Annotated in this window: 13 protein-coding genes; 8 read left to right on the top strand and 5 right to left on the bottom strand. The window is 72.4% G+C overall.

Annotated elements, in window-relative coordinates; genetic code table 11:
* Window positions 1–107: 107 nt before the first annotated feature.
* The 5 genes from ACF062_RS01790 to ACF062_RS01770 all read left to right on the top strand — a co-directional run bounded on the left by ACF062_RS01790 (window position 108) and on the right by ACF062_RS01770 (window position 4,537).
* Window positions 108–1,325: an NAD(P)/FAD-dependent oxidoreductase gene (locus tag ACF062_RS01790; RefSeq protein WP_392134365.1), complete on the top strand. Its 1,218-nt coding sequence runs from the start codon at window positions 108–110 to the stop codon at window positions 1,323–1,325.
* A gap of 123 nt (window positions 1,326–1,448) precedes the next feature.
* Window positions 1,449–1,814 carry an Rv2175c family DNA-binding protein gene (locus tag ACF062_RS01785; RefSeq protein ID WP_205037939.1) on the top strand — a complete coding sequence of 122 codons (366 nt, stop codon included), beginning with the start codon at window positions 1,449–1,451 and terminating at the stop codon, window positions 1,812–1,814.
* 92 nt (window positions 1,815–1,906) lie between these two features.
* On the top strand, window positions 1,907–2,566 hold the full coding sequence (thiE, locus tag ACF062_RS01780; protein ID WP_392134361.1) for a thiamine phosphate synthase: 660 nt from the start codon (window positions 1,907–1,909) through the stop codon (window positions 2,564–2,566).
* Between the two features lie 125 nt (window positions 2,567–2,691).
* Window positions 2,692–3,609, top strand: a complete 918-nt coding sequence (gene metF / locus ACF062_RS01775) for a methylenetetrahydrofolate reductase [NAD(P)H] (protein WP_223774143.1) — start codon at window positions 2,692–2,694, stop codon at window positions 3,607–3,609.
* 52 nt (window positions 3,610–3,661) lie between these two features.
* Window positions 3,662–4,537 (top strand): hypothetical protein, encoded by an 876-nt coding sequence (locus ACF062_RS01770; RefSeq protein ID WP_392134358.1) that lies wholly within the window; start codon window positions 3,662–3,664, stop codon window positions 4,535–4,537.
* 25 nt (window positions 4,538–4,562) lie between these two features.
* On the opposite strand, the gene ACF062_RS01765 is transcribed toward ACF062_RS01770, so the two are convergent.
* The 5 genes from ACF062_RS01765 to ACF062_RS01745 all read right to left on the bottom strand — a co-directional run bounded on the left by ACF062_RS01765 (window position 4,563) and on the right by ACF062_RS01745 (window position 10,600).
* Window positions 4,563–6,062, bottom strand: a complete 1,500-nt coding sequence (locus ACF062_RS01765; RefSeq protein ID WP_392134355.1) for a phytoene desaturase family protein — start codon at window positions 6,060–6,062, stop codon at window positions 4,563–4,565.
* Between the two features lie 49 nt (window positions 6,063–6,111).
* Complete coding sequence (locus tag ACF062_RS01760; protein ID WP_392134353.1) at window positions 6,112–6,726, bottom strand: DUF4126 domain-containing protein; 615 nt, start codon at window positions 6,724–6,726, stop codon at window positions 6,112–6,114.
* A 364-nt stretch (window positions 6,727–7,090) separates the two neighbouring features.
* Window positions 7,091–7,711, bottom strand: a complete 621-nt coding sequence (locus ACF062_RS01755; protein WP_223774139.1) for a TetR/AcrR family transcriptional regulator — start codon at window positions 7,709–7,711, stop codon at window positions 7,091–7,093.
* 47 nt (window positions 7,712–7,758) lie between these two features.
* Window positions 7,759–9,843 carry a YhgE/Pip family protein gene (locus ACF062_RS01750; protein WP_392134349.1) on the bottom strand — a complete coding sequence of 695 codons (2,085 nt, stop codon included), beginning with the start codon at window positions 9,841–9,843 and terminating at the stop codon, window positions 7,759–7,761.
* Window positions 9,815–10,600, bottom strand: a complete 786-nt coding sequence (locus ACF062_RS01745) for an ATP-binding cassette domain-containing protein (RefSeq protein ID WP_392134346.1) — start codon at window positions 10,598–10,600, stop codon at window positions 9,815–9,817. Before ACF062_RS01745 ends, ACF062_RS01750 begins: the two co-directional genes overlap by 29 nt.
* Before the next feature lie 170 nt (window positions 10,601–10,770).
* On the opposite strand from ACF062_RS01745, the gene ACF062_RS01740 reads away from it, so the two are divergent.
* The 3 genes from ACF062_RS01740 to ACF062_RS01730 all read left to right on the top strand — a co-directional run bounded on the left by ACF062_RS01740 (window position 10,771) and on the right by ACF062_RS01730 (window position 12,947).
* Window positions 10,771–11,298: an SAV_6107 family HEPN domain-containing protein gene (locus ACF062_RS01740; RefSeq protein ID WP_392134343.1), complete on the top strand. Its 528-nt coding sequence runs from the start codon at window positions 10,771–10,773 to the stop codon at window positions 11,296–11,298.
* A 96-nt stretch (window positions 11,299–11,394) separates the two neighbouring features.
* A complete protein-coding gene (locus ACF062_RS01735) occupies window positions 11,395–12,258 on the top strand; it encodes a class I SAM-dependent methyltransferase (protein ID WP_392134340.1) in 864 nt (287 codons plus the stop codon).
* 275 nt (window positions 12,259–12,533) lie between these two features.
* A complete protein-coding gene (locus ACF062_RS01730; RefSeq protein WP_223774134.1) occupies window positions 12,534–12,947 on the top strand; it encodes a DUF3040 domain-containing protein in 414 nt (137 codons plus the stop codon).
* Window positions 12,948–13,013: the final 66 nt, after the last annotated feature.

Genomic DNA, 13,013 nt, shown 5'->3' with positions numbered 1-13,013 from the left:
CCCGCGCGGCAGTAGGGGAGCCGTGCCGTCATGGGCGGTGACGGTGTGTCAGAGATCTCCCCGCCCGCCTCTGAAGGCGCCGCCGTCCGCCGCCCTACAGTGATCGGGTGAGCGAGCAGCAGAGGCAGAGCGAGCGGCACGTCGTCATCGTCGGCGCCGGGATGGCAGGGGTGCAGACCGCCGTGGCCCTGCGTGAGCGGGGTTTCGCCGGTCCGGTCACCGTGATCGGCGCGGAACCCCACCAGCCGTACGACAGGCCGCCGCTGTCCAAGGCGGTGCTGCTCGGCAAGGCGGAGGGCTCCGCCTTCGACATCGACTTCGAGGCGCTCGGCATCGGGCTCCGCCTGGGGCGCGAGGTCACCGGCGTGCGCCCCGCGGACCATGAGCTGGACACGGCCGAGGGCCCGGTCGCCTATGACGTCCTGGTGCTCGCGACCGGCGCCGAGCCGATCACGCTGCCGGGCACCGAGGGCGTTCCCGGCGTCCACCTCCTGCGCACCCTGGACGACGCCGCGCGGCTGCGGCCGGTACTCGCCGCGCAGCACGAGATCGTGGTGGTGGGCGCGGGCTGGATCGGCGCCGAGTTCGCCACGGCCGCGCGCGAGGCGGGGTGTGCGGTCACCGTGGTCGAGGCCGCGGGCCGGCCGCTCGCGGGGGCGCTGCCCGCGGAGGTCGCGGCCCCCATGGCGGGCTGGTACGCGGACTCCGGAGCCGTGCTGCGCACCCACGCGCGCGTGGAGCACGTCGAGCCGGGCGCGGTGGTCCTGGCCGACGGGGCCCGGTTGCCGGCGGGCGCGGTCGTCGTCGGCATCGGGGCGCGGCCCGCGACCGCCTGGCTGACCGGCTCCGGCATCGTCCTCGGCGCTCACGGGGAAGTGGTGGCCGACGACCACCTGCGCGCCTCGGTGCCCGACGTGTACGCGGTCGGCGACTGCGCCTCGTTCCCTTCCGGGCGGTACGGCGAACGACTGCTCGTCCACCACTGGGACAACGCGCTCCAGGGCCCGCGCACGGTCGCGGCGAACATCATCGGCGAGGACCCCGCGGCGTACGACCCGGTGCCGTACTTCTGGTCGGAGCAGTTCGGCCGCTTCGTGCAGTACGCGGGCCATCACACGCCCACCGACGAGCTGGTGTGGCGCGGCGACCCCACGGGCATGGCCTGGTCGGTCTGCTGGCTGCGGTCCGGCGCCCTGGTGGCGGTCCTCGCGGTGGGCCGCCCCCGGGACCTGGCCCAGGGCCGCAAACTGATCGAGTCAGGCACCCACCTGGACCCAACTCTGACGGCAGACCCATCGGTACCCCTGAAGAAGGCAGCGCTATAACGCCCCTTGAGGGGCGCGGGGAACCGCGCGCCCGACCTCCACGCATCCGCACCCGAACACACCCCCCGTCCCCGACCGCGGTGCCGCCCGCCGCGGGCCCCCGGCCAGAGATACGCTGGGACGGTGACCGAGATTGACGCAAAGACCGATGCTCTCGTCCCCGCCTGGCTCCACCTCCCCGACATCGCGGAAATGCTCGACGTCGAGGTGACGCGCGTACGCCAGCTGGTCAAGGACGGCCAGCTGATCGCCGTACGCCGTGGTGAGAACCGGACGCTCCAGGTGCCGGCCGCCTTCATCGACGGCGACAAGGTCGTCAAGGGCCTCGTCGGCACCTTGACGCTCCTGAGGGACGACGGTTTCTCCGACGAAGAGATGCTCGAGTGGCTCTTCACCCCCGACCCGACCCTGCCCGGCACCCCCGCGCAGGCACTGAGCGAGAATCGCGGCACGGAGGTGAAGCGCCGCGCCCAGGCGCTCGCCGTCTGAGCAGGCGCCCGTCGTCTGACTGAACACACCGTTCGGGATGCGGGCCGCGCGTCGCGCGGCCCGCACGCCCACGACACCGGGGGGATCTCTCCATGGCCGCCGACCACCCGCGCGCCCAGCTCGCCGACGCCCGGCTCTACCTGTGCGTGGACGCCCGCAAGCGTCAGGGAGACCTCCCCGACTTCCTCGACGCCGTCCTCGCGGGCGGCGTCGACATCGTGCAGCTGCGCGACAAGGGCATGGAGGCGGCCGAGGAGCTGGAGCACCTCCAGGTCTTCGCCGACGCCGCCCGGCGCCACGGCAAGCTCCTCGCGGTGAACGACCGCGCGGATGTCGCGCACGCCATCGGCGCCGACGTCCTCCACCTGGGCCAGGGCGACCTGCCCGTCCCCGCGGCCCGCGCCATCCTCGGCGGCAGCGACGACGTACTCATCGGCCGCTCCACGCACGCCGAGTCCGAGGCCGCCGCGGCCGCCGTCCAAGAGGGCGTGGACTACTTCTGCACCGGCCCCTGCTGGCCGACCCCCACCAAGCCGGGCCGTCACGCACCGGGCCTCGACCTGGTCCGCTACACGGCCTCCCTCGGCACGGACCGCCCCTGGTTCGCCATCGGCGGCATCGACGCGGGCAACCTCGACGAGGTGCTCGAAGCGGGCGCGCGCCGCGTCGTCGTCGTACGGGCGATCAGCGAGGCCGACGACCCGGGCGCCGCGGCGGCGGACTTCGCGAAGCGGCTGCGTACGGCCGGCTGAGCACCTGCTCGGCACCCGCTCGGCGGTGTCCGATCCGTGTCCGATCCGTGGACAAGAAACCGGCAAATGAGATGAAATCCCCAGGTCCGGTTGGGTGACCGCCGTGGCCTGGCTAACCTGCCCGTATGGCCCTAGGCACAGCTTCCACCAGGACTGACCGCGCGCGCACCGTGCGCGACATGCTCGCGACCGGCAAGACGACGTACTCCTTCGAGTTCTCCGCGCCGAAGACCCCGAAGGGCGAGCGGAATCTGTGGAACGCGCTGCGCCGGGTCGAGGCGGTCGCCCCGGACTTCGTCTCCGTCACCTACGGAGCGGGTGGTTCGACGCGTACCGGCACGGTCAAGGAGACCCAGCAGATCGTCGCCGACACCACGCTGACGCCCGTCGCCCACCTGACCGCGGTCGACCACTCCGTGGCCGAGCTGCGCAACATCATCGGGCAGTACGCGGACGCCGGGATCCGGAACATGCTGGCGGTCCGCGGCGACCCGCCCGGCGACCCGCTCGGCGAGTGGGTCGCGCACCCCGAGGGCCTCACCTACGCCTCCGAACTGGTCGAACTCATCAAGGAGTCCGGCGACTTCTGCGTGGGCGTCGCGGCCTTCCCCGCCATGCATCCCCGCTCGCCCGACTGGGAGTCCGACACCCGGCACTTCATCGACAAGTGCCGGGCCGGCGCGGACTACGCGATCACGCAGATGTTCTTCGACCCGGAGGAGTACCTGCGGCTGCGCGACCGCGTCGAGGCGGCCGGCTGCGCGACGCCGATCATCCCCGAGATGATGCCCGTCACCAACGTCCGCCAGCTCGACCGGCTGCCGCAGCTCAGCAACGCCGTGTTCCCGGCCGAGCTGAAAGACAGGATCCTCGCGGCCAAAGAGGATCCCGCCGCTGTACGCTCCATTGGCATCGAGTTCGCGACGGAGTTCTGCGCGCGATTGCTGGCCGAAGGCGTGCCGGGATTGCACTTCATCACGCTCAACAACTCCACGGCGACGCTGGAAATCTACGAGAATCTTGGTCTGCACCAGCAGGCTTGAACGGCAGTACCCCCGTACCCACGGGCGGCGGCCGTAGGGGAGTGGGGCGTACATGGGCTGGACGGTCCTCTACATCGCGTTCGGATTCGTCGCGCTGTGGCTGCTGGGCGAGGTGCTGCTCCAGTACAAGGCCAGGCTGCGCTGGCGGCTGCTGGCGTTCGTGGGCTTCCTGGGCGTCGTCGTCGGCGTGGTGATGTCGTCGGTCCCGGTCATCGCGGCCGGCGCCATCGCCTTCGCGGTCGGCCAGACGTACGTGACGCTGTCGTTCCGCCGGGGCTTCTCCACCGGCTGGGCGCTGGGCGGGAAGCCGGGCCTCAGCAAGCGCCGCAAGAAGCCGTCCCAGGGCGCGGCCGCCGCGCAGGAGCCGACGCTCCAGGTGTCCGACCTGGAGTATGAGCAGGCCCCGCCGCCGCCCGCGCACGCCCCCGGGGTCTACGAACCGGAGCCGCTGCCCGACGACACCGGGCAGTACGGCGTCTACACCGACGCCGCGCACGCCCCGCCGGCCGCGGGCGACGCCTACCACGGCGACGGCGGCCAGGGCTATGACGCCGCCGCCTACACCGGCTACGACCAGCAGAACTACAACTACGACGAGACCGGCCACCAGCAGTACGCCGCGTACTCGGACCCGTATGTCGGCACGCAGACCTACGGCGCCCGGCAGAGCTACGACACCTACGGCGACCAGCAGCAGTACGCCCCCTACGGCGGCGACACCTACGGCGGGCTCGGCGAGGTCTACAACGACACCCCGCCCGGCGGCGTCTGGGTGCCGCACCAGCGCACCACCGACGAGCCGTACGGCGGCGAACTCCCGGCGGAGCAGCCGTATCCGTACCAGGGCGGGCAGACCGGCGGCCACTCCGGCGGATACGACGACTCCGGCTACGACTCGGGCCACAACGAACAGCAGTACCGCTACTGACCCGCTGCTCACCGGCTCCTCGAGGTCACTGCGAGCCGCGGAACTCCGGTCCCTCGACGATCAGCCCGGCGACCAGCGCGCCCGACATGCCCGCGTGGGGCAGGCCGCCGCCGGGGTGCGACCAGCCGCCGACCGCGAAGAGGCCCGGCAGGCGGGTGCTGTTCGCCGGGTGCAGGAGCGCGCCGTCGGCCGCGGCGAGCGCCGGGGCCGGGACCGAACCGCCGTCGGCGCCGGTGGCCTCCGCGATGTCCGCCGGGGTGTGCGTCCGGTGCCACAGGAGGCGCTCGCGCAGGCCGGGGAGCACGGCCTCGGCGCGGGAGATCACGCGCTCCACGTCGGCCGGGGAGACCTCCAGGTGCGCCGGGACCGTCACCGTGAGCGTCACCGCTTCGTGTGCGCCGTCGGGCGTGAGATCGGGGTCGTCGGGGCGCAGCACCGTGACCGTGGGGGAGGCGGGCAGGCCGGGCCGCTCTCCGAAGAGGCGGTCGAGCTCGTCCTGACGGTCGGCGGAGTGCAGCACCGTCCGGTGCGGGGTGCCCTCGGGGCGGGCTCCGGAGAGGGCCAACAGGACCGTCAGACGGCTGGGCATCCCGGAGCGTGCGGGCACATCACCCTCCGACCGTATGTTCACACCGGGCAGCATTCCGGCCAGGACGGTGGGCGCCACACCGGCGACGACGAAGTCCGCCTCGGCCGTCGTGCCGTCGGCGAGCTCCACGCCCGCGGCCCGGCCGTCCTTCTCGGTGATCCGGACCACCGCCGCGTCGAACACGAACTCGACCCGGCGGGCCAGGCACCGCTCGTACACCGCCTCGGCCAGCGCGCGCAGACCGCCCCGCACCGACCAGGTGCCGAACGTCTGCTCCAGGTACGGCAGGACGGCCGCGCTCGCCGGGGTCGTGCGGGGGTCGAGGCCGTGCGCCAGGGCGAACTGCTCCAGGAGCGCGACAAGGCGGGCGTCGCCACCCAGCTCCAGCTCACCGATCTCGCTGAGCGTGGCCGCGCGGCGCTCGCGGCGCAGCAGGCGCTTGTGAGGCACGGCGGGGTAGGGCTCGCGGGAGCCGAGCACCTCCCAGTTGGGGTACAGCGGCTCTTCGAGCAGGGGGCGGCGGGTGCGGTCCCAGGTCTCCCTGGCGCGGTTCATGAACGCCGCCCAGCGGGCGCCCGCGCCGTCGCCGAGCGCCGCGTCCAAGGCCTCGCCGACGCCCGCGCGTGAGGCGTTCGGCAGGTCCGTCGTGGTGCCGTCGGCGAAGACATGGCGCACGGCGGGCTCCACCTGGGAGAGCTCGACGCACTTCTCCAGAGGTTCCTTGCCGGTCTTGACGAACACGTCGCGGTAGACCGCGGGGAGCGGGAGCAGTCCCGGTCCGGTGTCGAAGGCGAAGCCGTCCCGCTCGACGCGGCCGAGCGCGCCGCCGTAGGTCCGCCCGCGTTCGTACACCACCACCCGGTGGCCCGCGACGGCCAGCCGGGCGGCCGCCGTCATCGCGCCCATCCCGGCGCCGATCACCACAATCCGTGCCATGCCAGGGACTTTATCGGCCACCACTGACAGTCACGCCGCGGCCCCGGCCTCAGAGCGGGGGCGGCCCCGTCCGCGCCGCCAGCCGCTTCTCCTCGCGCCGCTGCGCCCGGCGCCGGCGGAACCTGCGGATGCGGGAGACCAGGAGGAACAGCAGGAACAGACCGAGCAGCAGGAGCACGGCCGCGATGATCGCCGCGGCCTCCGGATAGAACATCGCGAAGGAGATGATCCCGCCGACCCCGAGGTCCTCGGCCGTGCTCATCACGACGTTGCTGAACGGCTCGGGCGAGGTGTTGATCGCCATCCGTGTCCCGGCCTTCACCGCATGGCTGGCCAGCGCCGTCGATCCGCCCACGGCGCCCGCGGCGAGGTCGGAGAGGGAGCCGCTCTGCCCCGCGAGGAGCGCCCCCACCACGGCTCCGGAGACCGGCCGGATCACGGTGTGCACCGTGTCCCAGACCGAGTCGACGTACGGGATCTTGTCGGCGACGGCCTCACAGACAAAGAGCACACCGGCCACGATCAGCACGTCCGGCCGTTGGAGCGCCGCGGGGACCTCGTCGCTGATCCCGGTCGCGCCGAAGACGCCGAGCAGCAGGACAACGGCGTACGCGTTGATCCCGCTCGCCCAGCCGCTGGTGAACACCAGGGGGAGTACGGACACGGACGCGATCGTAACCACTCCGGGACGAGGCGGCCTGAGGAGGCGCCCGCACGCCTGAGTACCCGTACCTAGTCGGTGAGATGAGTACGCGCGCGGATGGGCTCCGACCTGCGTGGACGGCAGAGTGTGGGGCACGGAGAAGGGCGCGGCGCCGGTACCGCCGACACGGGGCGGCGGAACGGCGCAGCGCCCTTGACCGCTCCTTCCGCCGCGAGGCGGGAGCGAGGTACGGGGGTGACTCGGGGGAACGACCACACGGGGGTCGCACGGGGGTTACGGGGGACACGAAGAAGCGCCGGTCCGGTGCCGCCTGGAGAACAGGGGCACCGGACCGGCGCCGTCGTCTGCGCGCGGAAGCCGGCCGCTACGCGCGCGTGCCGCTCACCCGGCCCTGCAACAGCCGGGACAGGGCCGCGTGCACGTCGTCCAGGGAGCGCTCCGGCTGGAAGGCCTGCCAGTCGAGGGCGGCAACCAGCACCATGCCGACGAGCGCCGCCGCCGTCAGCGGGATGTCGATCTCCTCGCTCAGCTCGCCGTTCCCGACGCCCTCGCGCAGCACGTCCTCGACGACCGCGACGGCCTGCTGCCTGACCACCAGAAGGGTGGACTGCCAGGCGCGGTTGGTGCGCCACAGTTCGGCGACGTACAGCTGGGTGAAGGCCGGATAGCGGTTGATGAAGACGAGACCGGCCCTGATCATCGCGTCGAGGGCGTCGACCTTGCTGCCGCCGTTCTTGGCCGTCGCCTCGGCCGCGTCCTTCAGGGAGGCGGTGAGCAGGCCGACGCCGTGCCGCAGCAGCTCTTCGAAGAGGACCGATTTGCTCGCGAAGTTGTAGTAGACGGTGCCCTTCGCGACCCCGGCCCGTTCGGCGATCTCGTCGACCGTCGTCGCGGAGAAACCCTGCTCCGCGATGAGGGTGACGGCTGCCTCGTAGAGCTTCTGCCGGGTGGCCTCGCGGCGGGTGCTGCCTGCACTGCTGTCCATGGCCCTGATTCTCACAGGTCCCGCCGGGCTCCCCGGCTCCGCCGTGGTCACAGGCTCAGCTCCGGATGCAGCCGGTCAAGGGTCCATACCTGCTTGCGGTGGGCGGAGAGCGCGGTGAGCGCGAGGGCGCCCACGGTGAAGGCCACCAGGACCCCGCACGCCAGCCATACGGGTGTCAGCCCGCCGCCGGTGATCAGTCTGCGCAGGGCGTCGACGACGTGGCTCATCGGCAGGTAGGGGTGGACCGCGCCGAAGAAGCCGGGGCTCGTCTGCACGGGATAGGTGCCGCCCGCCGACGTGAGCTGGAGCATGAGCAGGGCGAGGACGAGGATCCGCCCGGCCGCTCCGAAGCGGGCGTTGAGCCACTGCACGATGGCCGCGAAGCACGCCGTGACCAGGAACAGGAACCCGACCGTGCCGGCCGCCCTGGCCATCTGGAGGCCGAGGCCCCAGTGCAGGACGGACATGAGGGCCACCGTCTGGAGCACCCCGAGGGCCGCCACCGGCAGCCAGCCGGCCAGCGCGATGCGCCACGCGGAGGCACCGGCGGCGAGTGCGCGCCGGTTGAGCGGCTGGATCAGCATGTACGCCACCATCGCGCCGACCCACAGGGAGAGCGGGATGAAGTAGGGCGCGAAGCCGGTGCCGTAGTTGGGCGCCTTGTGCAGCGACTGCGAGGCGAGCTGTACGGGGTCGGCCATGACGCCGGTGCGGTCGTCGCGGTCCTTCTTGCCGTAGTCGGGGATCTTCTTGACGCCGTCGTGCAGCCCGCCGGACAGCTTCGCGGAGCCGTCGGCCAGCTTGAACATGCCGCCCTTGAGGTCGCTCGCGCCCGTCTCCAGCTTGGTGATGCCCGCGTTCAGGTCGCTCGCCCCGGTCTTGGCGGTGCCGAGGCCGGTGTGCAGCTTCCTGGCGCCGGCGGCGACCTTGCCCGCGCCCTTGTTCAGCTCGTTGATCTGCGTGACGGCCCTCTCCAGGTCCTCGTCGAGGTGCGGGGCCCGGTCGGCGAGCGCCTGCGACTTCTTCTGGAGCGTGGCCAGGTGTCTGTCGAGCTTCTTGACGTCGCCGCTGTGGTCCTTGATCAGCGTGTTCATGTCGTCCGCGAGGGCCGACACGTTCTCGGCGGCCTTCCTGGCCTCCTTGATCTCCGGGCAGGCCGGGTCCGGCACGGGGGCCGTCTCGCAGCGCTTGGTGTAGAAGTCCCCGAGGGTCTTGGAGCCCTCCTCGGCGCCCTTGGCGGCCGCGGGAGCGAGCTTGACCCACGTGTGCAGGTTGCGGCGCATCGCCTTGGAGGAGTCGGCGACCAGCTGGGCGGTGTCCCCGATGGTCTTGCCGTTGTCCTTGAGGAAGGGCCGCACCTTCTCGGCGGTGCCGTTGACCTTGCCGGCGAGCTTCCGCGTGCCGTCAGCGACCCGCTGGGAGCCGCTCTTCAGCTCACCCGCGCCCTTGTGGAGCTTCTTCACGCCCGAGGCCAGGTCGCCGCTGCCGTCCTTGGCGTCGCCGAGACGCTTCGCGAGGTCCGTCGTGCCCTTCTTCGCCTTGCCGATGCCGTCGTCGAGCTTGTCGGCGCCCTCGGCGGCCTTCTGCGTCTTGCCGTGGATGTCGGAGAAGGAGATGAAGATCTTGTCGAGGAAGGAGCGCGAGGCCTTCGTGGACGCGGCCGTGCGCACCTCGGAGAAGACCGTCCGCGAGATCTGCCCGACGATGTAGTTGTTGGCGTCGTTCGTACGGACCCGCAGAGCGCCCGTCTCCGGAGAGTCCCCCGAACTCGAGGCGATGCGCTTGCTGAAGTCCGACGGCATGGTCAGCGACAGATAGTACGTACCGTCCTCGACGCCCTCGCGCGCCTCGGCGTCGGTGACCTCGTGCCACTCGAAGGTCTTGCTGTCGCGCAGCCCCTCGACGATGGAATCGCCCGCCGCGAGCTTCTTGCCCTGCGCGGTGGCCCCCTTGTCCTCGTTGACGAGGGCCACGGGGATGCGGTCGAGACGGCCGTACGGGTCCCAGAAGGAGCACAGGTACAGCGCGCCGTACAGCAGGGGCAGCACCAGGAGCGCCACGAGCGCGGCGCGCGGCAGCTTTCCCCTGCCGAAGCGCCTGAGCTCAAGCGCGGCGAGCTTCGGCGAGCGCATCCGCCGTCTCCTTGTCGTCGTCGGTGCGGTGCCGTTCCTGGTCCGCCTCGTGGGTGCCGGTGCGCACCACGACCGCGCCGTCAGGCGCCTCGCTGCACACCGCCACGACGGTCGTCCCGCCCTCGGCGAGGGACTTCAGCAGGCCCCAGGCCTCGGCCCGTTCGGCGTCCGGGAGCTTGAGGTCGGTGTCGTCGACGCCGAGGACGCGCGGCCGGCCGATCAGCGCCAGGGCAACGGACAGCCGCAGAGCCTCCAGCCGTTCCAGGTCGCGTACTGAGGTCCGCCGCCCCTTGGGCAGCGACTCCATGTCGAGCCCGGCGGCGGCCAGCGCGGTCTCCACTCGTGAGCGCATCTCGGCCGCCCGCTCGGTGCGCGGCCTCAGGAGTCCCCGCAGCGGCCCGCCGAACCGCCGCTCCAGCAGGGCGCGTTCGTGCAGGTGCTCCGCGACGGTCAAAGCCGGGTCAAGGTCGGTGACGCCCGGCAGGGGCCCGAGCCCGCTGATCCGGCGCACCGCCGCGAGCTGCTTCGGCAGATGATGGCGTCCCACGCGCGCGTGGCCCTCGGTGGCGCGCATACGTCCCGTCAGAGCGAGCAGCAGACAGGTGCGGCCCGACCCCGACGGGCCCTCCAGCGCGATCAGCGACCCGGGCTCCGCGTCGAAGCCGACGCCGCGGAACGCCCAGCCCCGCGGCCCCTTGAGCCCGAGGCCCTCGGCGGTGACGGCGGCTCCGGGCACGCCGTCGGTCGGACCGTCCACAGTCCCCCCTGCCCCTCTTTGGACCTTCTTTTGAACTGACTGGTCAGTACAAAAGTAGGCCCGAACCCCCGCTCGAGGCAAAGGGCCAGGTCAGAGCCGATTGTCAGTGGCGTACTCCACGATGGGCACATACGGCCACTGCGCCGTCACACGACGACAGGAGGTTCGTCATGGCCAGCACTTCCGCGGCAGCCGCACGTCGGCACCCCGCCGTCGGCCACGCACCCTCGACCGCCGGCCCGGCGAGCGATGTCCACCCCGTCCTGCGCCGCGCGACCGCCCCGCCCGCCGCACTCGAACTGCTCGCCCAGGCCCACGCCGGCATCGACGAGGCCACCCGCCTGGACGCCCCGAACGAGCGCTATGCCACCGCCCACCTCGCCGCCCTGCGCACCGCGGCCGCCGTCCTGGCCGCGCGCGGACGCCCCGAGACGACCCCGCGCCGCAGGCAGCGCATCCGCAGCGCCTGGGAAGTCCTGCCGGAGATAGCCCCCGAACTGACCGAGTGGAGCGCGCTGTTCGCCTCCGGCGCCGCCCGCAGGGCCCGCGCCGAGGCGGGCATCCAAGGCGCCGCCACCGCCCGCGACGCCGACGACCTGCTCCGTGACGTGGCGATGTTCCTGCGTCTGGTCGAGCGGATGCTGGTGCTCCAGCCCGTGCTGCCCCAGCCGAGGCAGGAGCCGCCGGACGCGAGCTGACCGGCACGTCCGCGCCCGTGGACGGGTGACAAGGGCACTGCGCGGCAGGCAATAGGGTGGGGGAAATCGCACCCACGCGCCGAGGAGTCAACTGCCGTGTCGGACCCGATGCGCCCGCCCGCCTCCCACCACCACGCTCAGACGGCGTCGCCGCGCTCGGACTCCGCGGATTCCTCGGGAGCCCCCCGGCCCCGCGCGTCGCTGCGTACCGCCGTGGTCTGGGACGTCCTGAAGGAAGCCCTCGACCGCCGCGTCGAGGTCACGGGTCGTCAGTCGCGCACCGAGCTCGACGTGCTCGACACCGGAGGCGGCAGCGGCAACTTCGCGGTACCCGTCGCCCGGCTCGGCCACCGCGTCACCGTCGTCGACCCCAGCCCCAACGCCCTGTTCGCCCTGGAACGCAGGGCCGCCGAGGCCGGGGTCGCCGACCGCGTGCGCGGCGTCCAGGGCGACGTGCTCGGCCTCTTCGACGTCGTCGAGCGCGGCGGCTTCGACGCCGTCCTGTGCCACGGCGTCCTGGAGTACGTGGACGACCCGGCCGAGGGCGTGCGCCTCGCCGTCGACGCGCTGCGCCCCTCCGGAGTGCTCAGCCTGCTCGGCGCCGGACTCGGCGGGGCCGTGCTCGCGCGCGCCCTCGCGGGCCACTTCAAGGAGGCCCGGACGGCGCTCACCGACCCGGCGGGCCGCTGGGGCGCGGGCGACCCCGCGCCGCGCCGCTTCACAGCCGAGCAGCTCACCGAGCTGGTCGAGGCCGCGGGCGTACGCGTCGACGCCGTGCACGGCGTGCGGGTCTTCGCCGACCTGGTCCCCGGCGTCCTCGTGGACACCGAGCCCGGCGCCCTGGACGCCCTCCTGGCGCTGGAGGCCGCCGCCGCCGAGCTGCCCGCCTTCCACTCCGTGGCCACCCAGCTGCATGTGCTCGGTGAGGCGCGTGGGCCCCAAGGCGGCGCGGCGGCCTGAGGTGCGGGCGTGGCTGCCCCGCTGATCAGGGACGCAACCGCACATGGAGTACGCCACAGGACCCCCGAACGGGCTACTGGCGCCGTATGATCGAAGGACACCGTCCTGCATGACGGTCCGGCCGCCGGGGAATGCACGCTTCAGCGAGCCGGAGCGATGTGAAGGTCCGGTTTGGCGAAGTTGGCGCAGAGGGGCGGGTTTCACGGGGGCGATTCCCTGCCTATCCTGAAGGGGACCCCCGGTCGCCCCGGCGACTGCACGATGAGGAGGACTCCGTGCCGCTCTCGGAGCACGAGCAGCGCATGCTCGAGCAGATGGAGCGAGCGCTGTACGCCGAAGATCCCAAGTTCGCGACAGCGCTTGAGGGAAGCGGGCTGCGTACGTACACCCGGAAGCGGGTCTACCAAGCGGTCGTGGGCTTCCTGGTGGGCATCGCCCTTCTCATGGCCGGAATGGTCGCCCAGCAGATCTGGATCAGCGTGGTGGGGTTCCTCGTCATGCTGGGCTGCGCGGTGCTCGCCGTCACCGGTTGGCGCAAGGCCCCGAAACCGGGCGAACAGCCCGCGGGCGCGGCCACGGCGCAGGGTGGGCCCCATGCCCGCAGACAGACGAGGCAGCGTCGTTCCGTCATGGACCGCATCGAGCAGCGGTGGCAGCGTCGCCGCGACGAACAGCAGGGCGGTCAGTGAGCCCGGCCCGGCAAGGCTGACCGAACAGACTGGATGAGCTTGTGTAAGGGGTGACCGCCCTGTTGG

The sequence above is a fragment of the Streptomyces sp. NPDC015345 genome (assembly GCF_043078805.1).
In the GTDB taxonomy this organism is placed as follows: domain Bacteria; phylum Actinomycetota; class Actinomycetes; order Streptomycetales; family Streptomycetaceae; genus Streptomyces.
The sequence above is the reverse complement of the archived record's forward strand: the minus strand, read 5'-3'. Positions and strand labels throughout refer to the sequence as shown.

What these genes read in the sequence shown, in the direction of transcription:
- thiE (WP_392134361.1), top strand. Translation starts at nt 1,907, where the DNA reads ATGGCCGCCGACCACCCGCGCGCCCAGCTCGCCGACGCCCGGCTCTAC.
- metF (WP_223774143.1), top strand. Translation starts at nt 2,692, where the DNA reads ATGGCCCTAGGCACAGCTTCCACCAGGACTGACCGCGCGCGCACCGTG.
- ACF062_RS01770 (WP_392134358.1), top strand. Translation starts at nt 3,662, where the DNA reads ATGGGCTGGACGGTCCTCTACATCGCGTTCGGATTCGTCGCGCTGTGG.
- ACF062_RS01765 (WP_392134355.1), bottom strand. Translation starts at nt 6,062, where the DNA reads ATGGCACGGATTGTGGTGATCGGCGCCGGGATGGGCGCGATGACGGCG.
- ACF062_RS01755 (WP_223774139.1), bottom strand. Translation starts at nt 7,711, where the DNA reads ATGGACAGCAGTGCAGGCAGCACCCGCCGCGAGGCCACCCGGCAGAAG.
- ACF062_RS01750 (WP_392134349.1), bottom strand. Translation starts at nt 9,843, where the DNA reads ATGCGCTCGCCGAAGCTCGCCGCGCTTGAGCTCAGGCGCTTCGGCAGG.
- ACF062_RS01740 (WP_392134343.1), top strand. Translation starts at nt 10,771, where the DNA reads ATGGCCAGCACTTCCGCGGCAGCCGCACGTCGGCACCCCGCCGTCGGC.